General features: G+C 58.3%; 25 protein-coding genes. 10 read left to right on the top strand and 15 right to left on the bottom strand.

Annotated features, from left to right (window positions below; genetic code table 11):
• Positions 1–114: 114 nt before the first annotated feature.
• The 10 genes from porG to ROI90_RS10995 form a co-directional block, all read right to left on the bottom strand.
• Positions 115–906: a type IX secretion system protein PorG gene (gene porG / locus ROI90_RS10950; protein ID WP_315998384.1), complete on the bottom strand. Its 792-nt coding sequence runs from the start codon at positions 904–906 to the stop codon at positions 115–117.
• A 39-nt stretch (positions 907–945) separates the two neighbouring features.
• Positions 946–1,848 carry a DUF6089 family protein gene (locus ROI90_RS10955; RefSeq protein WP_315998385.1) on the bottom strand — a complete coding sequence of 301 codons (903 nt, stop codon included), beginning with the start codon at positions 1,846–1,848 and terminating at the stop codon, positions 946–948.
• A gap of 125 nt (positions 1,849–1,973) precedes the next feature.
• The gene (locus ROI90_RS10960; protein ID WP_315998386.1) at positions 1,974–2,867 is read right to left on the bottom strand and encodes an NAD kinase; all 894 of its coding nucleotides are present in this window, start codon (positions 2,865–2,867) and stop codon (positions 1,974–1,976) included.
• Between the two features lie 36 nt (positions 2,868–2,903).
• Positions 2,904–4,373, bottom strand: coding sequence for a POTRA domain-containing protein (locus ROI90_RS10965; RefSeq protein WP_315998387.1), 1,470 nt, complete (start codon positions 4,371–4,373; stop codon positions 2,904–2,906).
• A gap of 13 nt (positions 4,374–4,386) precedes the next feature.
• Positions 4,387–5,064: a CBS domain-containing protein gene (locus ROI90_RS10970; protein ID WP_315998388.1), complete on the bottom strand. Its 678-nt coding sequence runs from the start codon at positions 5,062–5,064 to the stop codon at positions 4,387–4,389.
• Between the two features lie 153 nt (positions 5,065–5,217).
• Positions 5,218–5,997: an alpha/beta fold hydrolase gene (locus ROI90_RS10975; RefSeq protein WP_315998389.1), complete on the bottom strand. Its 780-nt coding sequence runs from the start codon at positions 5,995–5,997 to the stop codon at positions 5,218–5,220.
• Between the two features lie 5 nt (positions 5,998–6,002).
• Positions 6,003–6,617, bottom strand: a complete 615-nt coding sequence (locus ROI90_RS10980) for an anthranilate synthase component II (protein ID WP_315998390.1) — start codon at positions 6,615–6,617, stop codon at positions 6,003–6,005.
• A 39-nt stretch (positions 6,618–6,656) separates the two neighbouring features.
• Positions 6,657–7,178 carry a CvpA family protein gene (locus ROI90_RS10985; RefSeq protein ID WP_315998391.1) on the bottom strand — a complete coding sequence of 174 codons (522 nt, stop codon included), beginning with the start codon at positions 7,176–7,178 and terminating at the stop codon, positions 6,657–6,659.
• 74 nt (positions 7,179–7,252) lie between these two features.
• The gene (locus ROI90_RS10990; protein ID WP_315998392.1) at positions 7,253–7,717 is read right to left on the bottom strand and encodes a GatB/YqeY domain-containing protein; all 465 of its coding nucleotides are present in this window, start codon (positions 7,715–7,717) and stop codon (positions 7,253–7,255) included.
• A 29-nt stretch (positions 7,718–7,746) separates the two neighbouring features.
• Positions 7,747–8,802, bottom strand: coding sequence for a hypothetical protein (locus ROI90_RS10995; protein WP_315998393.1), 1,056 nt, complete (start codon positions 8,800–8,802; stop codon positions 7,747–7,749).
• Positions 8,803–8,884: 82 nt separating this feature from the next.
• Between ROI90_RS10995 and ROI90_RS11000 the strand changes: the two genes are divergently transcribed.
• From ROI90_RS11000 to ROI90_RS11035, 8 genes are all read left to right on the top strand, one after another.
• Positions 8,885–9,598, top strand: coding sequence for a pyridoxine 5'-phosphate synthase (locus ROI90_RS11000; RefSeq protein ID WP_315998486.1), 714 nt, complete (start codon positions 8,885–8,887; stop codon positions 9,596–9,598).
• 112 nt (positions 9,599–9,710) lie between these two features.
• Positions 9,711–10,724 carry a tRNA 2-selenouridine(34) synthase MnmH gene (mnmH, locus tag ROI90_RS11005; RefSeq protein WP_315998394.1) on the top strand — a complete coding sequence of 338 codons (1,014 nt, stop codon included), beginning with the start codon at positions 9,711–9,713 and terminating at the stop codon, positions 10,722–10,724.
• 11 nt (positions 10,725–10,735) lie between these two features.
• Positions 10,736–11,125: a VOC family protein gene (locus ROI90_RS11010; RefSeq protein ID WP_315998395.1), complete on the top strand. Its 390-nt coding sequence runs from the start codon at positions 10,736–10,738 to the stop codon at positions 11,123–11,125.
• A gap of 37 nt (positions 11,126–11,162) precedes the next feature.
• Positions 11,163–12,221, top strand: a complete 1,059-nt coding sequence (gene selD / locus ROI90_RS11015) for a selenide, water dikinase SelD (RefSeq protein ID WP_315998396.1) — start codon at positions 11,163–11,165, stop codon at positions 12,219–12,221.
• A 214-nt stretch (positions 12,222–12,435) separates the two neighbouring features.
• The gene (locus tag ROI90_RS11020) at positions 12,436–13,029 is read left to right on the top strand and encodes a hypothetical protein (RefSeq protein WP_315998397.1); all 594 of its coding nucleotides are present in this window, start codon (positions 12,436–12,438) and stop codon (positions 13,027–13,029) included.
• Between the two features lie 329 nt (positions 13,030–13,358).
• Entirely contained in the window at positions 13,359–15,257 is a 1,899-nt protein-coding gene (locus ROI90_RS11025) for an ATP-binding protein (RefSeq protein WP_315998398.1), read from the top strand.
• 69 nt (positions 15,258–15,326) lie between these two features.
• Entirely contained in the window at positions 15,327–16,106 is a 780-nt protein-coding gene (locus ROI90_RS11030; RefSeq protein ID WP_315998399.1) for an alpha/beta fold hydrolase, read from the top strand.
• Positions 16,107–16,170: 64 nt separating this feature from the next.
• Positions 16,171–16,878 carry an SAM-dependent methyltransferase gene (locus tag ROI90_RS11035; RefSeq protein ID WP_315998400.1) on the top strand — a complete coding sequence of 236 codons (708 nt, stop codon included), beginning with the start codon at positions 16,171–16,173 and terminating at the stop codon, positions 16,876–16,878.
• A gap of 75 nt (positions 16,879–16,953) precedes the next feature.
• On the opposite strand, the gene feoB is transcribed toward ROI90_RS11035, so the two are convergent.
• Together feoB and ROI90_RS11045 are read right to left on the bottom strand one after the other, a co-directional pair.
• Complete coding sequence (gene feoB, locus ROI90_RS11040; RefSeq protein WP_315998401.1) at positions 16,954–19,137, bottom strand: ferrous iron transport protein B; 2,184 nt, start codon at positions 19,135–19,137, stop codon at positions 16,954–16,956.
• A 10-nt stretch (positions 19,138–19,147) separates the two neighbouring features.
• Positions 19,148–19,366: a FeoA family protein gene (locus ROI90_RS11045; RefSeq protein ID WP_315998402.1), complete on the bottom strand. Its 219-nt coding sequence runs from the start codon at positions 19,364–19,366 to the stop codon at positions 19,148–19,150.
• Positions 19,367–19,630: 264 nt separating this feature from the next.
• Here ROI90_RS11045 and ROI90_RS11050 point away from each other — a divergent pair, with 264 nt between their 5' ends.
• Positions 19,631–20,527 carry a carboxypeptidase-like regulatory domain-containing protein gene (locus ROI90_RS11050; protein ID WP_315998403.1) on the top strand — a complete coding sequence of 299 codons (897 nt, stop codon included), beginning with the start codon at positions 19,631–19,633 and terminating at the stop codon, positions 20,525–20,527.
• 109 nt (positions 20,528–20,636) lie between these two features.
• Here ROI90_RS11050 and ROI90_RS11055 read toward each other — a convergent pair whose 3' ends face one another.
• The 3 genes from ROI90_RS11055 to ROI90_RS11065 form a co-directional block, all read right to left on the bottom strand.
• Positions 20,637–21,032, bottom strand: coding sequence for a GxxExxY protein (locus ROI90_RS11055; protein WP_315998404.1), 396 nt, complete (start codon positions 21,030–21,032; stop codon positions 20,637–20,639).
• Between the two features lie 146 nt (positions 21,033–21,178).
• The gene (locus ROI90_RS11060) at positions 21,179–21,829 is read right to left on the bottom strand and encodes an OmpA family protein (protein WP_315998405.1); all 651 of its coding nucleotides are present in this window, start codon (positions 21,827–21,829) and stop codon (positions 21,179–21,181) included.
• Positions 21,830–21,931: 102 nt separating this feature from the next.
• Positions 21,932–24,436 (bottom strand): bifunctional UDP-N-acetylmuramoyl-tripeptide:D-alanyl-D-alanine ligase/alanine racemase, encoded by a 2,505-nt coding sequence (locus ROI90_RS11065; protein WP_315998406.1) that lies wholly within the window; start codon positions 24,434–24,436, stop codon positions 21,932–21,934.
• A gap of 161 nt (positions 24,437–24,597) precedes the next feature.
• Between ROI90_RS11065 and ROI90_RS11070 the strand changes: the two genes are divergently transcribed.
• Positions 24,598–25,488: an EamA family transporter gene (locus ROI90_RS11070; protein ID WP_315998407.1), complete on the top strand. Its 891-nt coding sequence runs from the start codon at positions 24,598–24,600 to the stop codon at positions 25,486–25,488.
• Positions 25,489–25,570 lie beyond the last annotated feature (82 nt).

Genomic DNA, 25,570 nt, shown 5'->3' on the forward strand with positions numbered 1-25,570 from the left:
CGCAAATGGTTGCATTCCCCTCTGCCTGATAAGTGCTTGCGCTATACCGGCTAAAATACGCACCGCCCCCCAACATTTAGTATGTTGGGGGCGGTGTAAATGGAGTGGCTGCGGCTAGCGACCCTTTTTCTTCTTCCCCTGACTCTCATCGGGGCAGCGGATTTTGTAGAAAGTGTAAGAAATACTTAGCCCATTATAGAAGTACCAATCCTGGTCGTGCGGGTTACCTATACGGTCATCCTGCCCACCCGATTTTCCATCAATATGGTCTAGGTTATCAGTAAGAGTTTTGCGGGCACCAGCTTCTAGGCCAAAATTCCAGTGCGTAGATAGTGCGTATTTGAAGCCCAGCCCCATTGGAACGGATAAATTAACGATGCTGCCTTCCTTGTTTATATTGTCCTGCAGCGTTTCATTTTGTTCTGCTGTTAGTCCTTCTACTTGAATCCTCGTTTTAGGATTTGCGAAGAACCCTGCCAGACCGACGAACACATATGGTGTAAAATGAACCTTGTCTTTCCGGTTATGATAATCGTAGAAGTTGTATTCTATACCGCCGCCCAGCTCTGCTAGATTGCCCTTCATACTGGCATCCCGATATGCGGCTTGGGGCGTAATTCCCCCATTCACTCCTTTCACGTTCCGGTCGTCGGCTCGTAGCATTCCAAATAGACCACTTGCCCGCAGTGTTATCGGGGCCGAAATATCCTTGCGGTAGAAGGCAGTTACTGCGGGTCGGTTATTGCGAAATTGGTAGGAAGGCGACAGTTCTCCTTTATAAGATAAACCTCCTAACCCGATACCTATTTCACTGGTATTCTGAGCGGCGGTGACATGGGCAAAAAAAATGCTCCCTATCGACACAGAGCCGATAAGGAGCATTTGAAAGGGAAACGACTTTGTCATTAGGCTGACTGTTGAGTAAAAGACAGTCAGCTAAACTGACTATCTGAATTTGGGGTTACGAACTCGGGGGGCGAGGATGTAGTTGACAGAGATACCCAACGTAGAGTACCAGTCTTTCTCGTTGCTTTTGCCACGCATTTCACCGCCTTGTTGCGCCTCTGTATAAGTGCCGGGCAGCTCACGGGTGATGTCCCAGCCAAAGTACTTAGAAGCATCCGACTGCAAAACGTCACGGCTGGCTACATAATTGCCACTTACGTCGTCAAGATAGTCGGTAAATGTTTTACGGAAGCCCAGCTCGATACCTACGTCAAAGCTTTTGTTGAGCTTATAGCGGGCACCCGCGCCGAAGGGAATAACGAATTGAGTAAGGCTGTAGCCTTCCGATTGACCTTCCGTTCTGAGCGGCTGCAGAGCAACGTATGAGCCGGAAGACAAGTTAGTAGCATCGCTGCCAACGAGGGCTTTGGGGTTGTGGCGAATCACGCCAACACCCCCAAATAGATAAGGAACGAAGTCTGGACGCTTGATGTAATTGTTCCGGTTCTCAATCAAATCAAAGATGCCGGTTGCTGAGAATTCCAGGATATCGTTGCGGAAGTTCATGTTCCGGTTGTAGCGAAACTTAGCATCTCCATCATTCTGGTCAGCTGCTTTGGCGTCGTCGCCGGTAATACGGCCATAGGCTAGTGCGGCACGAGCCGAAATACGGGGAGCGAACCGGCGAGTAATAGACAAGCCAACGTTCGGGCGGGTGGCACCTGGCCGGAAGCTTGGAATGCTGGGCTTGGGAGTAATATCGCCAAAATAGGCCATACCGTTCAGCGTCAGGCCAACCGAGTTGTACTGCTTCCGCTTACTAAACTGCTGTGCACTTGCCTCCGACGCTACCAGCGCGAGGACTAGCAACAAGGCCAAAGTGTGAGTCAAGAGTTGCTTCATATTGAGCGAGGGTTAAAAATATCGGTCTGAAAAAGGGCGAAGTAGCGGTATGGGCACGGTCGCAGTGAGTGACAAAAGTAGAAGATGCCGGGAACTTAAAAAAGGTTTAACAGAAAACTATATACCTAAACTGGTATTCCGGACGGATTCCGTCGGTCAAGGCCCCAGTTCAACTTACTGCGCAAGGTACTCAGGAAGTTAACGTGGTTAAGTTTTACCAGGCGAGCATTAAAGTTTTCACGGCGAACAGCAATCTGAATACTGGCTTCTACTGTTTTGGAACGAGAGTCAAGGGAGAGCAAAAAATTGTTACTGCGCCCTTCAATTTCAAAGGAAATCACACTCCGATCCGATACAATAAGGGGCCGTACGTTCAGATTGTGAGGGCATACGGGAGCAATGATAAAATTGTTTGTTTGCGGGAGCATCACGGGTCCGCCGCAGCTCAGAGAGTATCCGGTGGAGCCGGTAGGCGTGGATACGATAAGACCGTCGGCCCAATAAGAATTCAAGTACTCACCATCAATGTAAGTGTGCACTACAATCATGGAGGAAGTATCGCGCTTCAAAATACTGAACTCATTGAGTCCGAAGTTAATATCTCCAAAAGTATCAGGATCGGTATCTACCCGAATCAGGCTCCGGTCTTCCAGCACGAAGTGGCCTTTAAAGAGGGCGTCTATAGCTTGGGCAATCTTATCGGGGGAAATGGTGGCTAGAAAGCCCAACCGGCCAGTGTTGATACCTAGGATGGGAATCTGCAGTGGTCCTACGTAGGTGATGGTATCCAGAAGCGTTCCGTCGCCGCCAATACTGAGTACGAAGCGTGCTCCAGCGAGAGAGTCGCCGCGCCGGAAGGTGCTTATACCTTCAGGTAGCTGAATGTGCTGGCTTAGATACTCATGAAAGGATTCCAGGATACTTATGTCCGCTTGGCGGCGAATCAAGTCATCCATCATTTCCTGCATGAAAGCAGTTTGCTGCTCATCAAAGGGCTTTCCCAGAATGGCTATTTTCATAACAAAAACATAACCTGACTACCGCGCAAGAAGGGGTCAGATGGGAAACTGGGTGCGAAAGAAGAAGCCACCCTGTTGCTCCCGATTACGGGCGTATTCCAGCGTGAATACCCAATCGTAGTACGTAACCAGGTGAAGTGCAACGCCGGCGGATGCTAACAGGCGGTTAGGGAGTTGGTTGCCGCGTAATACGGCAGGCTGCCGGACGTATCCTGCATCGACAAAGGTATTTAAATAAAACGCCAGCGGGATGCCATTAAAACGGGAGCTGCGCAAGCTGCCTACCTGCAGCTTGCCAAGGTCGAAGAGGCGGTAAGTGATGCCCTGCTGCAACAGGCCCAGGTGTGGGCCCTCTATTACGTACGCATCGTAGCCACGTACCAGCACATCATATCCAAAGGCCCGGCTATCGGGATAAGCCAAAGCCCGCGCAAAACGAAGCTGGGCAGTAGCTCCTACGCTGTAGTAGAACGGGCCACCCAAGGCGACGTAACGAGCGTAGCGGCCGCGTAACGTCAGGATACCAGGGTTGCTGTTATCCAGAAATGCGCGGTACGAAATTCCCACTTGCGCATACTGCCCTGTGAGCGGGTAGGCGAAGGTGTTGCGTTGGTTGAGGGTGCTTATAAGGCTAACTTCCATGTACTGCCGCCGGGGCCCATGCAGAAAGTACCGAGGGTTGTAATACAGTACAGAATCTGACACCTGCTCCCGATGGTAGGAAACATCAAGGGCTGTTAGGTGCTGTACTGTTCGGCGCCACCGGATACCAGCCGTGGCATACTGACGCTCAATTGGAAAACCGCTTTGTTGGCGCAGGTTACGGAGCCGATCATCTATGGTGACGTAGTCGAGGGCACGGCTACGGTAGTAGGAGTAGCCGGCCCCAAAGCCAATCCGCCGTCGGCGGCCGTACCCGGGAGCCTCATAAAAGAGCTCATACTTGCGGTTGAAGCCCAGCTGCAAATTTCCCAGCAACTGCTCATTACGGCCCCGGAAATTGCGGTGCACTACATGTACGCCATAGTCGACCCGTTTTGCCCGGTCGGAGCGGTCAAGCCAGGAGCGAAAGTTACGGTCGGCCAGGGAGAAGATGGGAATGGGAAAAATGTACCACCGCTCCTGTACACTGTATAAAATTGTCAGCTCCCCGTCTCGGCAGACAGGTTGTACCAGCACTTGGTGGAACAACTGCAGATTGTACAGACGGCGGCGGTTAGTTTCGAGGCGGCGACTTAGGCTGGCAGAGCCTAGCGTATCGCCTTCCTCAAAATCAAGCTCAGCCCGCAAGACAACTTCTTTAGTTTTATTGTTGCCGACAAACAGAATGCGGCCGACCCGCAATGTGGAGTATCCAGCGCACTGTGCCTGGATTAGGCTATCGGCTGTGGACCGGCGAACAGAGTCAGGTAGTTGCACTGCGGACACAAGCCTCCGTGGTGGCTGCGTAACCGATGCGACATGGGAAATTTCTCCCAGCCCCAGAAACAATACGGACAGTAGCACCTCCCCTACCAGCTCAAATACTCAGGTAGCGCAGCAGGGCATTATAGCGCTCCTGCTCGTCTTCACTTACTTCGCCAGTACCGCTAAACTGGGCCGTGATGGAATAACCGAACCGTTCCAGCGTGGCAATAATGCGGGTAATATTGGGCGTATTGAGCTTGAGCGTAAGACGAATGCGGTAGGGGTCGTGCTCGTCCTGGGCTACGTGGGCGCTCATAATTTTGGCGTTATTCTCCTCTACGTACCGGCTGATTTGCGTGAGTGAGTAGTCTCGCTCCTCCATAGCCAGTACAATAATCCCTTGCTGACTGGTAGCTACCGGAACCTTACCAAAGGCGGCCAGCGTGTCGCTTACGGTTACCACACCTAAGTACTCATGCTGCGCATCCAGCACTGGCACCAACTGAACTTTGTTCTGGACGGCTAGCTCAATGATGTTGTAGAAATGCTGGTCGTGCTGCACATGCACATCGGTATAGTTGAGGGCCAAGCTCCCCAGCAGGCACTCCACTCCTTCCCGGTCCAGCAGGTCCGATTCCGTTACGAGGCCCCGGTACTGACGGTCATCGAGCACGGGAAGTTGGCCCACGTGAAATTCCTCCAGCCAGCGGGCAGCCTTTTCCGTTGAGTCCGTCACCTTCAGCGGCGGAATCATTTGATTCAGTAAATCTTCGGCGAGAATGGAATTCATCGGAGAATAGGCGAAAAGCGGGACGAAGCTCGGAGGTGGGGCAATACAAGCCAGAACACCTGCAAAAGGTTTTTGGGCCACTATCTGCCTTCGTAACAAAGTAGAAGAGCGGAGAAAGCAGCCCAGAGGTTGCACCAACCGAGTCAGCACATATTACGACGTGGGTACTGAAGCGGCCGTGCGTTCCAGAAATTTAGTAAGCAACTGGTTGAACTCCCGTGGGCGCTCCATCATGGGGGCATGGCCGCAATGGTCAAGGAAGCGCAACTCTGCGCTCTGCATCAGGCGGTTGAACTCATGGGCTACTACTGGCGGGGTAATGGTATCATTGAGGCCCCACACCAGTAAAGTGGGTACTCGAATTTTGTGTAGTTCCTTGGCCAGGTTATGGCGCTGGGCTGAGCGGGCAATGCTGATAATGCGCAGACATTTGGCATTGGAGTTTGTCACGCTGAACACCTCATCCACCAGTTCCTGCGTTGCCACGGCGGGGTCATAGAAGGTATAGGCTACTCGCTCCTGCACGTAGCCGTAGTTGCCGCGCTTGGGGAAAGAGCCCCCCATGCCATCCTCAAACAAGCCGCTACTGCCCGTGAGTACCAGGCGCTGCACCCGCGTGGGGTTTTGCAGAGTGTATACCAGAGCAATATGGCCCCCCAAAGAGTTTCCCAGCACCGTACAGGGCTCTGTGAGGGCAATTTCAGCTAAAAAATCCTCCACGAAACCAACCAGGCCGGGTACGCCGGCCTTCAGTAGAGGCATGTCGTAAATGGGCAGCAGTGGAATAACTACCCGGTAGCGCAGGCTGAACTGCTGCACCACATCCTGCCAGTTGCTAAGCGCTCCGAACAGGCCGTGTAGTAGCAGCAGCACCTCACCGGTACCCTCATCCACGTACTGAAATCCATTTTTTTCCTTGATCTGCAGCTCCATCTTTGCTAGGGAATACGCCCGCCGGCCGGAGCTGGCGCGGGCTGTGCAATGATACAATTCTTGACCCAATTGCCCAGAAGTGCCAGTCCGTGGGGTGTGAGCAAGGCCTCAGGGTGGAACTGTACGCCGTGCAAAGGCAGCGTACGATGCCGTAGGGCCATTATTTCGGGGGCCGAACTGATAGTAAAGGCCAAGGGCTCCAGACAGGGCGGCAACTGCTGCAGCACCAGAGAATGGTAGCGGGTAACGGGCATACGGGCGGGCAGATTCTGCCAAAGTACGTCCGGTTGGGTCCACTCTACCTCCGATACTTTGCCATGCATAGGCCGTTGCCCCCGCTGCACCGACGCTCCAAAGAACTCACCCAAAGCCTGGTGACCCAAGCACACGCCCAGTATCGGTTTTTGTGCGTGGTACTCCGCAATAACGGCCAGTAAATTACCAGCTGTTGCCGGCGTACCGGGGCCCGGTGATAGTACCAGCGCGTCAAATGGTAGCTGGCGCAGTTCGGCCAGAGGCGCATCGTTGCGGCGAACTTCTACCTCACACCCCAGCTGCCGCAGGTAATCCAGCAGGTTGTACGTGAAAGAGTCGAAGTTATCCAGCAGCAGAATACGCATAATATTTAGTAACGAAGCTGGCAGCTAGAGTAGCCTTCTCTAAAACACCTCTCGCAGGCGGCTAAGCAGCGTGCCGGCGAAGGGCATTACGAAGGCTACGGCACTCAGAGCAAGGGGCGTAGCCTCCCGCACCACGGGCAGCACCTGCGAGTCGGCCACTAGCTGGGGAGATATCAACTGCAGGCCGGCCAACCCTACCCCGTGCAGCAGCAGGCTCAGGCCCAGTACCCACTTGAGTACCCCGCTGGCCGCACCGCCCAGGTTATCGAGCATGCCCAGCGGGGTAAGGTGCACGGCCGTTCTGATGAACCCGCTGAGCAGGTGTACTCCCCACACAATGGCAGTGAACACCAGCACGAATGATACCAGAGGCAGCAAGCCGAAAGCATCGCCTACGTAGTGGCGCACCAGCGGAATAGCATCATTCAGCAGAGCTAGCCCTCCTACTGCGCCGAGCACGAAAGCCAGCAAGGAAGCCACCTCCAGCACCAGCCCGCGCCGGTACCCCTGCACGGCCCCAATGCCCAACGGAATCAGTAAAAGGATGTCGAGGGTGGACATTGGAGAGGGAGGCGCTAAAGCGGAGGGGTGCGTGCCCGACTACTGTCCGGCACGCACCGCTTCGCTTTCAGGCCTTACAGATTGGTGTTGTTCAGCAGGTTGTTTACTGTCTGAGAGATTACTCGGCCATCGGCTAAGCCGGCCAGCTCCCGGGCTGCCACGCCCATTACTTTGCCCAGGTCGGAGGGGCCGGTAGCACCCACGCGCTGGATAATACCCACCAGCTTCTCTACCAAATCAGCCTCGGAGAGCTGCTGGGGCAGGTATTCCTCGATAATAGTCAACTCGGCCAGCTCTATTTCCTCCAGGTCGGAGCGAAACTGTTTCTGGTACATGTCGGCAGCTTCGCGGCGCTGCTTGGCGGCTTTGGTCAACAGCTTCATTTCGGCATCGGGCGTGAGGGCTGCACCGTGCTGACCTTCGGCCGTTTCGGCCAGCATAATCTGCGACTTGATGCTGCGCAGAGCCGTTAGACGCACTTTATCTTTGGCCAACATAGCCTTCTTGATATCGGCGTCGATGGTTTCTTTCAGAGCCATAGGAATGGGGGGATAATGAAGGTGCAAGATTACGGCTTATTCCCGAATACGGGGCCACCGGCCGAGTTAGGGGGCAGCGCCAGGGCTGCCAGCAAACCCGCCGCATCATCTACGTACAAAGCCAGCTCGCAGGCAGTGCGGCCCAGGCCGTAAGGGCCCGTTACGGGTTGAGGGGAGGCGCACACCAGCAGCAGATTGGGCGGCGTGAGCAGCGGCCGGGCCAGATTCAGCCGGCCCGGGGCCGGCGCCGGGGTATCGCGCAGCAGCTGGGCCGTGAGTAGCGCCGCGCGGGGCAGCCGCACCGTCCAGAAAAACCCGACCCGCACTACCAGCTCCTGGTCGGCGGTGAGCTGCACGGGCAGCAGCCGTACCGCCCGCGCGTGGGCCAGCAGCAGCAGTAACCCGTATAGGTGCAGGACCAGCGCAGCTCCGGCCACCAGCGGGTACCAGCGTACCAGCAGCAGATGAAGCGCGCCCATTTCCGCCACCGACAGCAAGGCTACCGTACCTAGGTAAGCCGTACATGCCGAGTTTTGATAATTGGTGAACACCCGGCTGCCTGCGGACACTACCGGCTGGGCCCGCCAGCTCAGCAGCGCGTAGTAAAACAGCATCAGCTCGAACACCAGCGGCACCATTGGCCGGCCAAACACCTGCCGGAAAGCGGCGGTGAGGCATTCCGCCACTTCGGGCGTGTGCGGGCGGGCGGCCTGGTAAGCTCGCTGCAGCCGCCGCAGGTTCAGCAGCGTCAGCGTAAATGTGAGAACTTCTACCGCGCCCAACGCCTGCCCGGCCCAGCGTACGTATTGCTGCTGCGGGCCCGGAATCAGCCAGTGGCCCAGCGCCACAGCCGCCACAAAAGCCGCCGCCACGGTGCTTACCGGCAGCCGGTAGGGCCGCGCTATCAGCAGGTAAAACAGCACCGGCAGCCCCACCAGCACATCGAAGCTAACGGCGGCCGGCAGCAGCGGCTTCTGTGTAAAAACCGGCTGCCGAATTATCAGCCATTCAATAAGAATAACGGCTAGCAGCAGCAGGCCAAACCCCAGCGCGGGACGAATAGAAACGGGAAATTGGGCTACCATAGCTACTTCAACTAAAATCGACCAACGCTGTTGGGGCTACGTATCTTTGACCACGTACTCACCCGTAGCGCCGTTCCAGAATATGACCAAGCTCAGCGTAAATATCAATAAAATAGCCACCCTGCGAAATGCCCGGGGCCACAATCGTCCCGACCTGCTACAAGCGGCCCGTGACTGTGAGCGGTTTGGGGCCCAGGGTATTACGGTACACCCGCGCCCCGATGAGCGCCACATCCGCTACCAGGACGTGCGCGACCTGAAAGACGTGGTAACCACCGAGCTGAACGTGGAAGGCAACCCTACCCCCGATTTTCTGGACCTGGTGCGGGAAGTGCGCCCCGAGCAGGTTACGCTGGTGCCCGATGCGCCCGACGCCATTACCTCCAACGCCGGCTGGGACACGATAAAACACCAGGACTACTTACGGGAAGTGGTGGCCGACCTCAAAGGCCTGGGCTGCCGGGTGAGCATCTTCCTCGACCCCGTGGCCGAGCTGGTGCGGGCCGCCGCTACCACCGGCACCGACCGGATTGAGCTGTACACCGAAGACTACGCCCGCCAGTACCACGCCGGTGCTGAAGCCGCCCTGCGCCCCTACCGCGAAGCCGCGCTGCTAGCCCAAGAGCTGGGCCTGGGTCTCAATGCCGGCCATGACTTGGACCTGGACAACCTGGCCTACATGCACCAGCACTTGCCGGGGCTGCAAGAGGTCAGTATCGGCCACGCCCTTATTTGTGATGCACTGTATCTGGGTCTGGAAAACACCATTCAGCTTTACCGGCGGCAGCTGAAGTGAGATGGTGAGTGGTGAAATGGTGAGGTTGACGCCCTACTTGCGCCAGATACGCCGTCAAAACATCAAACTCACCATTTCACTACTCACCATTTCACCATCTTACCCCTTTCCCGTGCCGCGTATTCCGCTTTCCGATTTTCTGCAGGGTGCTGCCGAGGTGCCCGTCTTGGACGTGCGCGCGCCCATTGAGTACGCCCACGGCCATATTCCGGGGGCGGTGAGCTTTCCGCTGTTTTCGGATGAGGAGCGGGCCCGCATCGGTACCACCTACAAGCAGATCAGCCAAGATAGGGCTGTGCTGCTGGGCCTCGATTTTTTCGGGCCGAAGATGAGCCAACTGGTGAAGCTGGCCCAGAAGGTGGCCCCGCACAAGCAAGTGCGCGTGCACTGCTGGCGGGGCGGCATGCGCTCCGGGGCAGTGCAGTGGCTGCTGGAGCTGGCCGGGTTTGAGGTGCAGCTCCTCGATAAAGGCTACAAAGACTACCGCCGGGGTGTGCTGGCCTCCCTGGAGCAGCCTCACCCCCTGTGGGTGCTGGGTGGCCTCACGGGCTCGGGCAAAACCAATGTGCTGCATCAATTAATGGCCCAGGACCAGCCGGTACTAGACCTGGAAGGCTTGGCCCACCACAAAGGCTCGGCGTTTGGCAGCCTTGGCCAACCCGAGCAACCAACCCAGGAGCAGTTTGAGAACAACCTGGCGGCGGCCCTGGAAGCGTTGCCGGTAGCTGCTTCCGCTTGGGTGGAGGACGAAAGCCGGACAATTGGGGCGGTTCACCTTTCCAGTGGTTTTTACGAACAGATGCGCCAGGCTCCGTTGCTGCTGCTGGAAATCCCGCGGGAAGTGCGGGTGCAGAAACTGGCTGAGGAGTACGGCCGCCACGACCCGGCGGCATTGGCAACTTCCATCCTGCGCATCCGGAAGCGGTTGGGCGGCTTGGCCACCCGCGAAGCCCTGGCTGCCATTGGCGACGATGATATGCCCAAAATGGTGAGCCTGGTGCTGGATTACTACGACCGGACCTACCTGCACGGGCTGGAAGGCCGACCCTTCGTGCGCGTGGCATCCCACACCTCCGATCCGGCTGAAAACGCCGCGCTGGTGCTGCGGGCCGCCCAAAATCTATAATCCGACGCCTGATGATTGCCAAGCTGCGCGTAGCCCGCCCCACCGATAATCTGCCGGCTTTGCTGCGCTTCTACCGCGACGGGCTGGGCCTCACGGAGCTGGCGGCCTTCACGGGGCATAATGGCTTCGATGGGGTAATGTTGGGCCATCCGCAGGCCCCTTACCACTTGGAGTTCACCCACCAGCCAAGCCACCCGGCAGGCCGCGCCCCAACCGCCGACAACCTGCTGGTATTCTACCTGCCCAACGCCGCCGAGTGGCAGCAAGCCGTAGACCGTATGAGAGCAGCCGGCTTTGCGCCCGTTGCCTCCTACAACCCGTACTGGGACCAGCTAGGCTGCACTTTTGAAGACCCCGACGGCTACCGTGTGGTGCTCCAACGCGCCGCCTGGGCCTTGTAGGTTTCCTGTTTTATCGTTGCTTTCCGTTTTGCTTTCTATGACCCTTCCCGACGCTTCCGCCGATATTCGCCTTACTCAATACAGCCACGGTGCGGGCTGCGGCTGCAAGATTGCGCCCAAGGTACTCGACCAGATTCTGCACACCAGTCTGCCCCAGCCCCAGCACGAGCAGCTGCTGGTAGGCAACGCCTCCCGCGACGACGCGGCCGTGTACGACATTGGGGGTGGGCAGGCCATCATCAGCACCACCGACTTTTTCATGCCCATCGTGGATGATGCCTACGACTTTGGGCGTATTGCCTCGGCCAACGCTATTTCCGACGTGTATGCCATGGGTGGGCGGCCGGTAATGGCCATTGCCGTGCTGGGCTGGCCCATTGACAAGCTGGCGCCTGAGGTGGCCCGGCGGGTAATTGAGGGCAGCCGTAGCATTTGCCAGGAGGCGGGCATTCCGCTGGCGGGCGGCCACAGCATCGACTCGCCGGAGCCTATTTTCGGGCTGGCCGTCACGGGCCTGCTCGCCATCGACAACCTGAAGCAGAACGATACGGCCACGGCCGGCTGCGAGCTGTACCTCACCAAACCCCTGGGTGTGGGTATGCTGACGACGGCCCAGAAGAAAGGTATTCTGCAGCCGGAGCACGCTCACATTGCGCCCCAGAGCATGATGCAGCTCAACAAGATTGGGACGGAGCTGGGCCAACTTCCCGGCGTGCGGGCCATGACGGACGTAACCGGCTTTGGCCTGCTGGGCCACTTGGCCGAAGTGTGCGAGGGCAGCAACCTCACGGCCGAAATCGACTTTACGAAAGTGCCCCGCCTACCCGAGGCCGAGCAGTACCGCCAGCAGAAGGCCATTCCGGGCGGCACCGTGCGCAACTGGGACTCCTACGGCCACAAAGTAGGCCCCATCACCGACGAACAGCGCGCCTGGCTCTGCGACCCGCAGACTTCCGGCGGCCTACTGGTGTGCGTGGAGCCCGGCAGCTGGGAAGCCGCGCAGGCCGTGTTCGGACAATATGGCCTAACCCTGGAGGCCTTTGGCCGGCTGCGGGAACACGCTGCCGATGAGCCCTGGATTCTGCTAACGGCCTAGGCTGCGTGGACATTTGACAAAAGACACGAAGTAGAACGTCATGCAGAGCGGAGCGAAGCATCTCGCGTGCTGACGTTGCTATACGATTCAGACGTCAGCACGCGAGATGCTCCGCTCTGCATGACGTTCTTTACCTAGTGAATGTCCACACAGTCTAGCCTCTCTTCCCGTCTCTTGTATTTTTCTCGCCAATACCCGCGCCGCTAGTTTTTGCATGAAGCTCTTTTCTGTTCTGCGCCCTCTGCTGGAAATAGCGGCGCTTGTGGGCGCACTTATTATTGGCCTGCGGCTGGTTACGGGCTTGTTCCGCCGCAAAAGCCAGGTGTACCGGCCTGGCGGGCTGCGCCAGTTCCAGCTGTTGTTCTGGCCCCTGCTGTGCCTGGGCGTGGGTTTGCCCTTCTTGGGCTCTTTCCTCTATGCTCCTACCCTTTCCACCTTCGAGCTCACGTTGCTGGTAGCCCTGGCAGCGGTGATACTCGGATTTTCTGTACCTGCTTTCCTTCTGCATCTGGCCTACTACGCCCGTAACCAGCATACCACTTTGGTTTTCGACCCCAAGCACAATCAGTTGGAAGTGTACGAGGGCGCTATCCGTATTCCGTTTGGCAAAAGTGACTTGGTACGCGTGGAGTACGTGACCTGTAAATCGGAGCAACTGTTCTGGAGCCCGTACGCCTACGTGCGGCTGCACCTGCGCTCCGGCCACGTGCTGCCCATCACCTCCCTGCTGCTGAAGCTGCCGCCGCTGGTCGAGTTCCTGCGCAGTGCCCCGTTGGAGCGTCGTCAGCGCTGGTTTTGCTGGCTCTGAGCCAGCTGCTCTTCTACCAGAGCGAGTGGACAGTTGATAAACTGTCCTGCTGGAAAGTCAGGCAGAGCAAAGCATCTCGCGTGCTGACGTTGCAAGGATAATTCAGGCAGCAGCCCGTGAAATGCTCTGCTCTGCCTGACTTTCTCTCTACGCGACTGTCCACATGGCCCAGAATGTACTTGTTGATTGTCACGCGTTTACTTACTTTTCTCCGTAGGCTGCATAAGTCGCGCAGCTCCCTATATTTGTTTGTTTACCTCGTTCCTCACTCCTGCCGCTGCCTGGCTAGCCGTGAGTGAAGCCGCTCTGCCTGTTGCTCCCCATTGCTTATGCGGCATTTTGTTCTGGTTGCCCTTCTGCTCAGCGGCCTGCTGGGAACTGCCAAAGCTTACGCGGCTACGGAGGAAACCCTCCTGCGGCAACTTCAAAGGCAGCCCGCTGATACGGTTCGGCTTCGGCTTCTGACCACAATTTGCTATCAGCTGCACGACAACGACCCCACCCGGGCTCTGCCTTACGGGGAGCAGGCCGTGGCGCTGGCCCGGCAACTGCGCTCCTACCCAGGCTTGCTACAGGCACTGCTGAATCTGGCGGGCTGCTATGCCAACCTAGCCGATGGCGCCCACGCCCTGCGGCTGCAGCAGGAGGCCCTGCTGCTGGCCCGGCAACTTCGCTCCCCCGATGCTATTACCCGCGCCTATTCCGGCATGGGCCGGGTGCAGCAGGAGCGCAATGATACGGCGGCGGCTATGCGCCACTACCAACGGGCCCTAACCTACGTGTACCAGCCCGGCGTGCAGCCCCGCACCCGGCTACTGGTGTTCGGCAACCTCGGCAGCCTCTACTTCGACCTCGGCCAGTACCCCGAAGGCCTACTTTTTACCCGCCGGGCGTTGCAGCTGGCGCGCCGCACCAACGACCAGGCTGGGGAAGCGCAGTACCTGGCCGATATGGGCTCGTTTTATACCCAGCTAAACCAGCTGGAAACGGCGGAGGGGTTACTACGCAAGGCCGTACTCTTGGCTGAAATCCAGCGGAACGAGCGTTTTACGGCCGGCAACCAGGAGCTACTGGCTACGGCCCTGCTGCTGCGCAACCAGCTGCCGGAAGCCGATAGCCTGGCCCGGCGGGCGCTACTCACGGCTCGTCGCATTCAGTATAAGGAGCGGATACTGGGGGCCTATGCGCTGCTGGCCCGAATCAGCGCCCGCCAGGGCCAGCACGAGCAGGCATATGCGTGGCAGGTTCGGCACCGCGACCTGAATGACAGCCTGAACAGCCGCTCCCGCATGCAGATGCTCACGGCCCTGCAAACTCGCTACGAAACTGCTGAAAAGGAACGTCAGATCAAGCGCCTCACCGAGCAGGAGCAGACTACGCAGCAGCGCAACCGGGCATTGTGGGGCACGGTGGCAACCCTGCTGCTGGGGCTTAGCGGCATGGCCTATTTGTACACCAAGCTGCGCCTGAGCCGCAGTGCCCTGGCCGCCAACCACCGGGTGCTGGGAGAAGCCACCCGAGAACTGCGGCAGCTAGCCGCGTCCAAAGACCGCCTGTACGCCATTGTAGCCCACGATTTGCGGGGCCCGGTTACGGCTTTTGCGGGTGTTACGGAGTTGATCGACTTCTACCTCAAAAAAGGCGACGAGGATGGTCTGCGCCGCTTGCCCACACTCGTTCGGCAGTCGGCCTACCAGCTCAACCACCTGCTGGACAACCTGTTGAATTGGGCCGTAAACCAAACTGGTGAGCTGGCCTTCCGGCCCGAGCGGCTACTGGTGCGGGAGCTGTTCCAAGATACGATACGCCTCTACGAAAATGCGGCCGAGGCCAAGCAAATCAGCCTGCATAGCCACAGCCCGGACTGCCTGGCTGTGTGGGCCGATGCGCACATGACGCAAACCATTCTTCGTAACCTGATCAGCAATGCCCTGAAGTTTACCTCCGCCGGTGGCTCTATTCACTTGCTGGCCCAAACCGATGGGGCCGGTACAGCAACGCTGTGCGTGCAGGACTCCGGCGCGGGCATGACCGCCACGCAAACGGCGGCGTTGCTTGCCTCAGGCCCCTTAATGCCGTTGCCGCGTACGGCGCGCTCCGGCACAGGGCTGGGGCTGCTACTGTGCCGGGCGTTTGCGGATCGGCAGAGCGGGGCATTATCCATCACTAGCAGTCCGGAGCAAGGCACTAAGGTGTGCCTCACGCTGCCGGCGGCCCAGCCCCGTTAGCCGCCGGCCTGCCTTGGCTGGAACCGTGGGCGGGCATTTCAATTTCGCAGGCCCCATCTTTGCGCTATTATGCTGCAACTACACTTCCGCGAAATGGGGCAGGGAGCCCCGCTGGTCATTCTGCACGGGCTGTTTGGCACCCTCGACAACTGGCAAACCCTGGCCCGGCGCTGGGCCGAAGCTGGTCACCGGGTAATTGTGGTGGATTTGCGCAACCACGGCCGCTCCCCCCACGCCCCGGAGCACACCTACGCCCTCATGGCCGAAGATGTGCGGGGCCTGTTCGACCAGCTGCAGCTGGGCCCTGATACGACCCTGATGGGCCACAGCATGGGCGGCAAGGTAGCCATGCGCTTCGCCCTCGACTACCCCGAGCGCCTGGGCAAGCTGATTGTGGTAGATATTGCCCCGCGCTTTTCCGATATGCGCCACCAGGATGCTATTGTGGCCGGATTAAACGCGGTGCCCCTGACTACTCTGGAGAGCCGTCAGCAGGCCGATGAGGCCCTGGCCCAACATATCAAGTGGCCCGATGTGCGCCAGTTTCTACTCAAAAACCTGTACCGCCGCGAGGATAACTCCTTTGCCTGGCGCCCCAACCTGGCGGCCCTCACCGCCGAAATGGACGACATTGGGGCCGAAATTACCGCTGCCCACCCGTTCCTGAAGCCCGCCTTGTTTATTCGGGGTGGCAAGTCCGATTACGTAAGTCCCGAGGATAAGCTTTACGCCATTCCGGCCCTGTTCCCGAACTCGCAGGTAGAAACAGTGGTAGATGCCGGCCACTGGATACACGCCGAGAAGCCGGAGGAAGTTTTCCGGCTGGTTACGGCCTTTCTAGGGCAGTAAGCCCCCGCTCGTTCAGGCGGGGCCAGCCGCACTTCGTTACTCTCACTTACCCAGCTTCTCTCCCGTGCCCGGTACGCTCTATCTTATTCCCACCATTCTGGCCGATGATACGGCCGCGCAGGTGCTGCCGCCCCAGGTAGCCGAACAGATTCAGGGCCTGCAGTACTTCCTGGTAGAAAACGCCCGCACGGCCCGCCGCTTTATCAAGAGCATGGCCCCCCAGCACATAATTGAGGAGTTGCGCATCAGCGTAATTGACAAGGACAGCACCGAAGCCCAGATTCAGGCAGCTCTGCAGCCCGTGGTGGCTGGCCTGAATGCGGGTGTGATTTCCGAAGCCGGCTGCCCCGGCATTGCCGACCCCGGTGCTGAGCTGGCCCGCCGCGCCCACCAACTGGGCGTGCGGGTGGTGCCCCTGGTCGGCCCTTCGTCCCTACTGCTGGCCCTCATGGCTTCAGGCATGAACGGGCAGAGCTTCGCGTTTTACGGCTACCTGCCCATTGAGCGAGGCAAACGGATGGCGACCATCAAAAAACTGGAGCAGCAGGCCCTGCAACACCACCAGACCCAACTGTTCATCGAAACGCCCTACCGCAACCTGCCCCTGCTCGAAGATTTGCTGAGTACCCTGCACCCCGGCACCCGCCTCTGCGTGGCCGCCAGCCTCACCGCCGCCAACGAGTTTATTCGCACCGATACCGTAGCAGGCTGGAAAAAGCACCCCCTGCCCGATATCCACAAGCAGCCCGCCGTTTTCCTGATAGGCCAGTAGAGTAGTTGTCAGTTGCTGGTTGTCAGTTGTTAGTTTTGAAACAGAGACAAACAACTGACAACCAGCAACTGACAACTATTTCAGTAACTGGTACACCAGCAGCGACGACACGTAGGCCAAGCCCGTCATGTAGAATAGCTGCAGCAGTGGCCAGGTCCAGCCCTTGGTTTCGCGGTAGGTGGCGGCCAGCGTGCTCATGCACTGCATGGCAAACACGTAGAACACCAGTAGCGAGAAAGCCCGGGCCGGCGTGAAAAACGGCTGCCCGTTCACGTCTTTTTCGGCGGCCAGCTTTTGCTGCACCGTTTGCTGGTCGGCATCCTGGCCCACGCTGTAAATGGTGCTCATGGTGCCTACAAACACCTCCCGGGCCGCAAACGAGGTCAGCAGGGAAATACCGATTTTCCAGTCGAAGCCTAAGGGCCGGATGGCCGGCTCCAGTACGTGCCCGAATACGCCGGCGTAAGAGTTTTCCAGGCGCTCAGAAGCTACCCGGGCCTCGGTTTGCTCCGGCGTCAGGCGTTGCGCAACGGCCTGCGTACGGGCTGCCGTTTCGGCCTGGGCTATGCGGTCAGAAGGCCCGTAGGAAGCCAGCACCCACAGCAGAATGGATATAGCCAGAATTACCTTACCCGCCTGAAAAACAAAGGCCTTCACCTTCTCCACAATGGTGATACCCACGTTTTTCCAGCGGGGCCAGCGGTACACCGGAAACTCCATGATGAAGTAGCTCCGCTCCTGGGTTTTGAGCAGCAGCTTCATGGCCCAGGCCGAGAGAATAGCCGCAAAGAAGCCCAGCAAGTACAGCCCCATCAGGGCAATGCCGCGCAGGTTGAAGATGCCCAGCACCGGCTCATCGGGTACTACCAAGCCAATGAGCACGGTGTACACCGGAATGCGGGCCGAGCACGACATCAGGGGCGTGACGAAGATGGTGATGAGCCGGTCTTTGCGGTTTTCGATGGTGCGGGCGCTCATAATGGCCGGGACGGCGCAGGCCACCCCCGAAATCAGGGGCACGATGCTCTTACCGTTCAGCCCGAAGCGCCGCATGATTCGGTCCATCATAAACGTCACGCGGGCCATGTAACCGGTTTCTTCCAGCACCGCAATAAAGGCGAAGAGCAGGGCAATCTGGGGAATGAAGATGAGCACCCCACCCAGACCTGCCAGCACGCCCTCGGTGAGCAGGTTGATCAGCGGCCCGTCGAAGTTCGTCTGGATGAGCCCGTTGATCCACGCCACTCCTTGGTCGATGAGGTCCATGGGGTAGCTGGCCCAGGCAAACACCGCCTGGAACATCAGAAACAGGATGCCAAAGAAAATCAGGTAGCCCCACACCTTGTGCGTCAGTACCCGGTCAAGGCGGTTGCTATAGGGCTCGTTTTGCTCCGTGCGCGTCACCGACACGCAGTTAAGCAGTATCTCGTTGATGCGCTGGTAGCGGCTGATGGTTTCCTGGGCCTGCTGCTCGGTGGGCTTGAAGCCGTATTGCTCCGTCAGTTCCTGAATGTAGGTTCGGTCATCAACCGACAAAAAACTGATGTGCTGGCACTGGTGGGCGTAGTGCAGCGCCAGGTAGTCGTTGTGCAGGTTGAAGTAATACCGAATCTGCCGGATCATGGGCAGCAGGTCTTCAGTGGGTTGGTAAAACTGCCCCGTAGGCGCGTCCAGCGTCTGCGCCATCACAATTTTCAGGGCCGCAATACCTACGCCCTTGCGGGCATTCATCGGGATAATGGGCACGCCCAATTCCTGCTGCAGCGCCGGAATATCAATCTGGACGCCGTGCTGCTCGGCTACGTCCATCATGTTCAGGGCCAGTACCGTAGGCAGGCCCATGTCAGCTAGCTGCGTAAAGAGTAGCAGGTTACGCCGCAGGTTGCTGGCATCCACCGTCACCACCACAAAATCGGGGTACTGGGCGCTGGTCTGGTCGTAGAACAGGTCGGTGATTACCTTCTCATCCAGGCTCTTGGGATAGAGCGAGTAGGTGCCCGGCAGGTCAATAATTTCGGCCCGGTGCTGGGAAGTCAACTGGCTGATACCCGTTTTACGGTCTACCGTGACGCCGGGGAAGTTGCCGACCTTTTGGTTGAGGCCCGTGAGCTGGTTGAACAGCGAGGATTTGCCGGAGTTGGGGTTGCCTACCAGCGCAATACGGGTAAGGGCCCCAGGATGACGCTGAGCGGCTGTTTCCAGCTGCCTGGCCGAAACACCGGCCCCGGCCCGTCCGGAAAGTAATTGCCCACCTGTCATGTATGCGTACTTATTTCAGAAGAATGGTTGCCGCCTCGCTTACCCGCAACGACAACGTATAGTCAGCCATGTCACCTACCACTAAGGTGATGGGGCAACCCAACGGAGCCCGGCTGTTCAGGCGAACCTGCGTGCCCGGAATGCAGCCCATTTCCAGCAGCTTAAGTGCCATTTCAGGGTCTTTCAGGCAACAAATAGTCCCGCTTTCTCCCAGTTGGAGGTCTTTCACGCTACGAGGAGCGGAAACGGGAGGAGTAACTAGTGGGCGTTCAGACACGGGCGGGACTATTTAGACTTACTTCAAACAAAGGTACCACCCAATTATGTTTCAGCCAACATTCGCTGAAGCACCTGTTTTTTCGGGCGGCCCTGGCAATTCGCTGATTTGTGATTATTCCGAAAAGGAATTGCACCGGTATAAATATTCAGGGAAGTATTGCTTTTCTTGCTGCATTTCATTGTAATTTTGGGATATACACTAGCTTGCTCGCATATGCTTCAACGCGTACTTTCTCTTTTTGCACTGGTTTTACTGCCAGCTTTAAGCTTTGCTCAGGATGCGAAAATGACGGGCCGCATCGTCGACGAAAAGACGAAGGAACCCATTCCGTTTGCGTCCATTGGTTTGAAAGAAGAGCAAACGGGGGCCCTTACCAACGAGTATGGCTTTTTTCAGCTAGCCATGCCCCAGAAAAACCCTCAGGACTCCCTGATTGTGAATGCGCTGGGTTATTTCCGCAAGGCAGTCCTCATCAAACCTGGCATTAAGGTGCAGGATATGATTATTGAGGTGCCCAAGCGTGCCATTGAGCTGGCCAACGTAACGGTAAAGGGCGGCAAGGTGAAAAACCTGGCTCTGGGCTCCAACTCCAATACGCCCGGCGAGGGCATGATTCAGGGGATGCCGGGCAGCCAGTACGCTTTCTTCGTGAAGAACGAGAAGGGCAAGAAGCTGGGCAACGTTCGCTCAGTGTCGTTTTACATTGGTGAAAACGGTTTCCCCCGGGAGCCGTTCCGGGTGCGCCTGTACAAGGCCGATGGCAACTACAACTCGCCCAATACCGATTTGCTGACGGAAAACATTGTGGTATCGGCCCCGAAAGGTGGCGAGTGGTACACCGTTGACCTGACGCAGTACAACATTGAAGCACCGCTGGAGGGCTTCTTTGTAGCCATGGAGTGGATTGTGAGCGGGGACAATTTCTACAGTGTCAACTTCATGGACAACTACACGCCCTACGGTCAGATTCTGCGCCCCACCTTCGAATTCAAGGAAGCCCGCACTTGGAACTACACCATTGGCCGGGGCTGGAGCCTGATTACCCTGGCCAACAACGGCATGCGCTACAACGCCATGATCCGGGCCGAAGTAGACCAGATTAAAGACTAACCACTGATTGCACGGATTTTTCGCGGATTCCGCGGATTTTGTGGACGGCTCCTGCCTTGGCAGGGGCCGTTTTCTTTTTGAGTTTTGCTTGGTATGGCTATGCGTGGGTTCAGTTAGGTGTATGATCGGGGTTGTGCAAAAATCGACGGAATTTCAGGCTGGTTTCGCCAAAATTCAGCAGCAACGCTACTTCAAGACGGTAGGCTTTCAGATAGTTTATCACTTGGGTAAAGTGACTTACCTGTAATTCACTGACAGCCTTCAGTTCCAATAAAATACTGCCAGCAACCAGCAAATCTGCCCGTCGGGTGCCAATAACAGCGCTTTTGTAATAAACCGGCAACGAAACTTCACATTGGTGTGCCAGGCCGGCTTCACTGAGCTCAACAGATAACCCACGCTGATAAATAAGCTCGGGAAAACCGTGGCCCAGTTCCCGATGTACTGCCATAGTGCAGCCGATTATCTTTTTGGTCAGCTCATTGTGCCGAATATCAACCAGCATAAGAAAGACAAATGGAGTAGTAGCAGTGGCAGTGATGATAGTGAAAACGAACTGTATCAAGGTATAAAAAGAAAACGGCCCCTGCCAGGGCAGGAGCCGTCCACAAAATCCGCGGAATCCGCGAAAAATCCGTGCAATCAGTGGTCTTATTTGATGACGGCAATTTCTACGCGGCGGTTTTGCTGGCGGCCGGCAGGAGTAGCGTTGGTGGCTACCGGTGCCGATTCGCCCATGGGCTCCAGCGTTACCTGGGTTTCAGACATCATACCGTTGCTCACCAGCCATTTCTTTACGGCGGCGGCGCGCTGGGCGCTCAACTCCCGGTTGTAGCTCTTGTCGCCGCGCGCGTCGGCAAAGCCTAATACCCGCACATCTTTGCCCCGGTAGCGGCGGGCAATGGAAGCACTGATTTCAGACAAGGCACGCGTAGCGGAAGGCTTGATTTCGGCTTTATCGGTGTCAAACAGCACTTTTTCTTCCAGGCCGTACACGTTGTAGGTATCATCACCCCGCACCGATACTTCGGGCAGGTCAATTTCCTCCAGCTTCACATCGGTCAGCTTAGCCTTGGTCATGTCCCAGGAACGCTCCACCGCATTAGCGGCTTTATCGGCAGCGGCCCCTACTTCGCCGGCGGCGGCGGTAGTGGCCTCAGCAGCCGTTTCACCTTTGCGGAACACTACGGCTGTATCGGCGGTGGCTTCCTGGGGTTGGTCTTTGTCCTCGGGTTTCTTAAGGTCGGAGCAGGAGGCCAGCAGCGTGGAAGCGGCCAGCACCGACAGGAATGTCTTACGCATGGGAAAGTAAATGTTGGGGAGAGAAAGTATGTTACGGGGCCTATATACGTAAATCCGGCCGCCCTGACTATGCGCCTCGCTATTTTAGCCTGCCATTGCTGGCTACACTTCCGCCACAAATACCCGCTTTACCCGCTCACTCACGTTGGTAAGTAGCTCGTAGGGAATGGTGCCAATGCGAGCCGCCAGTTCCGTAAGCGGCAGGCCCTGACCAAATACCGTGGCCAAGTCGCCGGCCTGGGCACCCGGAATGTGCGTCACGTCCACCATGCACATATCCATACACACATTACCCACCAGCGGGGCCCGTTGCCCTCGTATTACTACTTCCCCGGCCCCATTACCGAAGCGTCGGTCGTAGCCATCAGCGTAGCCGATAGCCAGGGTGGCAATGCGCCGCTCGTGCGTGGCGGCCTGGCCCCGGCGGCCGTAGCCTACGGTATGGCCCGCCGGCAGGGTTTTGACCTGAGAAACGGTGGTGCGCAGCGTGCTGACGGGATGCAGGGCATCCTGCTCCTGCCCGGTGGCCTCCACCCCGTACAGCCCAATACCCAAGCGCACCATGTCGTGTTGGGCTCCGGGAAAGCGCACGATGCCGGCCGAGTTGAGGGCGTGTTTGAGAATACCGTACCCCAGCGCTTGCTCAACCAGCGGCGTCATTCGTTGGAAGGCAGCCAGCTGGGCCCGGGAGAAGTCGTTGTGCTGGGCTTCATCGGCGCCAGCTAAGTGGGTGAGGGCGCTGGCCACGCGCACGTGAGCCGCATTTTCCTTCAGCAAGCGGCAGAGCTCCGGTAAGTCTTCCTCGGCAAAACCCAGGCGGCGCATGCCGGTATCGAGCTTAAGGTGAATGGCGGGCAGAGGCGCTTCCCGGGCGGCCCGCAAGTACTCCTGCAGCAGCTCGAAGGAGTAGATTTCCGGCTCTAAATGGTACTGACGCAGCTTCTGGAAGGCATCGGGGGCGGGGTTCATCACCATCAGCGGCAGGCTGATGCCGTGCTGGCGCAGGTCCACGCCCTCATCGGCGTAAGCCACGGCCAGGTAGTCGGCGCGGTGGAACTGGAGCAGGTTGGCTACCTCGGAGGAGCCGCTGCCGTAGGCGAAGGCCTTGACCATTACCATAAGCTTCACGCCGGGCTGCAGGCGGCGGCGGTAGAAGTTGAGGTTGTGCACTAAGGCATCTAAGTCTACTTCCAGCACCGTGCCGTGGATTTTCTGCTGGAAGGCGGCCACAATCCGCTCAAACCCATACCGCCGGGCCCCCTTCACCAGCAGCACTTCCTGGCGGAATTGCTCAGGTCTGAAATCAGCCAGGAAAGCGGCCGTATCGGGGTAGAAACTAGTATTTAGCCCCTGAAAAGCGGCTTGATGCTGGCTGATATCGGGTCCGATGCCGATGAGGCACTCCACGCCGTGCAGGGGCAGCAAAGCCGCCACCCGGGCGTACAACTCAGTTCCGCTCAGCCCCGATTCCAGTACATCGGAGAGGATGAGGGTGCGGCGGCCGCGACGGGTTTGGCGAGCCAACGCATCCAGGGCTAGGCGTAGGCCAGCCAGGTCGTTGTTGTAAGTATCGTCGAGGATGTAGCAGTCATTGACAGCCTGCTTCATTTCCAGACGCATAGCTACGGGCTGCAGCCGGTCGAGGCGGGCCTGAATATCGGGGGGGGCTACCTGCCGCCACAGCAGCACCACGAGGCAGTGCAGGGCGTTTTCCACGGAGGGCTCATCGGCGAAGGGCAAGGTAAAGGTGTGCTCCTGGGGCCGGGGCCGGTTGCGCTCCAAGCGCACCACGGTGCGGCCGGCGGCAGCTTCCTGCACCGTCACCAGCACATCGGCCTGGTGGGCATCGTAGAGGGGGCGGTGGCGTGTCCAGGCTACTAGGGCGGTCTGGGTGGGGTTCAGCTGCCGGCGGGCAGTGGCGTGCACCAGCTCGTGGTCGGCGCAGTAGAACAGCGTGTCTGCGCCTTCGAATAGCCGCATTTTTTCGGCGGCCTTCTCCGCTTGGGAGGCAAAGCCGGCATCGTGGGCGGTGCCCAAATTGGTGAAGATGCCTATGGTGGGCCGAATTACGTGAGCCAGCCGAGCCATTTCGCCGGGCTCCGAAATGCCGGCTTCAAATATGCCTACCGTGTGCTGGGCCGTCAGCTCCCATACGCTCAGGGGCACGCCCACCTGGGAGTTGTAGGAGCGCGGGCTTTTGCACACCAGCTCATCGGGGCTCAGCAGCTGAGCCAGCCACTCTTTCACGATGGTTTTGCCGTTGGAGCCCGTGATGCCAAATACGGGCAGGGCAAACCGCTGCCGGTGCCGGGCGGCCAGTGTCTGCAGCGCCGCCAGCGTATCGGGCACTTGCACAAAGCCAGCCCCAGGGTAAGCGGCTACGGCTACGGCATCCTGCACCACAAACTGCCGTACGCCGGCCCGGTATAGCTCCGGCAGGTAGCGGTGCCCATCGTGCTGGGGGCCGCGCAGGGCGAAGAACAGGCTGTCGGCAGGTGTTTCAACGCGGCGACTATCCAGAAGCAGCCGCTGCACGGCCGCTAGGGCAGTGGGTAGTTGCAGCAAGGTACCGCCAAGCAGCGGGGGCAGGTCAGAGAAGAATAGCATAGCGCCGCAAAGGTAGGCAGGTGAGCAAGTGCGCCGTAACAAGCTGCAACCGCCCCGCTTTGTTGTTGGCAGGCTTGGGCCAGTAGGCAGTACGATTCATACGTTTTGCCGGGGGCGTCAGTGGTGGCATACTAACTTTGCGTCCCTTTTACTTTGTGCCCTTGAAAATCTCCCGCTACCACCTGGCTGCTTTTGTTGCTTTCTTCATCTGGGGCTTTTTTCCGATACCTCTGCGCTGGCTGGCCGGCTACCCCAGCGGGCAGATTCTGTTTTTCCGGGTGCTGTTTTCCCTGGTGCTCCTCCTGCTGATTCATGGGGTGGCGCGGCGCGACACGGTGCGCCAGACGTGGCGGCAGTGGCGGGCGGCACCGGCTCCTGAGCGGCGGCGGGCTTCGGTGAGTACGGTGGTGGGCGGCTTTCTGCTCACGGCCAACTGGTTGCTGTTCATTTATGTGGTGAATCAGGTAAGCGTGCAGGCCGGCTCCTTCGCCTACCTCATCTGCCCGATTCTGACCTCTTTGCTGGGGTTTGTGGTGCTGGGAGAAAAGCTACGGCGTAACCAGTGGCTGGCTATTGGACTGGCGGCGGCCAGCTGCGCGCTACTAGGCTCCGGCGAAGTCCGGACGCTGCTAATGAGCTTGGTGGTAGCCTCCACCTATGCGGCCTACCTCATTAGCCAACGCCGCCTGCAGGGCTACGACCGACTGGTGCTGCTGACGGTGCAACTAACCTTATCGGCCCTGGTAATTCTGCCGCTGGCCCCGCTATTGGGTGCCCAGCCCTCAGCCGGCCTGCACGATGCGCATTTACTTTCCACGGTTGTGCTGCTGAGCATTGTGTTCACGGTGCTGCCGCTGTTTTTGAACCTGTACGCCCTCAACGTGCTTCCCTCGGGCGCAGTGGGCATTTTCATGTACATCAACCCGCTGCTGAGCTTTCTGCTGGCTTTTCTGTACTTCGGCGAAAAAGCTTCGGGACTGGAACTAGGGGCCTACGGGGTTATTTTTCTGTCTATTGTGCTCTACAACTGGCGGCCCGCTGCAAAGGTCTAAAAGGAAAAAGCCGATGCCCCCGCAAAACGGCGCAAGCGGTGGCTTCAGCGCCGCGCCGCTGGCATAGAAACGCGTAGGTGTG

This window comes from Hymenobacter endophyticus (assembly GCF_032464715.1).
GTDB classification, from domain to species: domain Bacteria; phylum Bacteroidota; class Bacteroidia; order Cytophagales; family Hymenobacteraceae; genus Hymenobacter; species Hymenobacter endophyticus.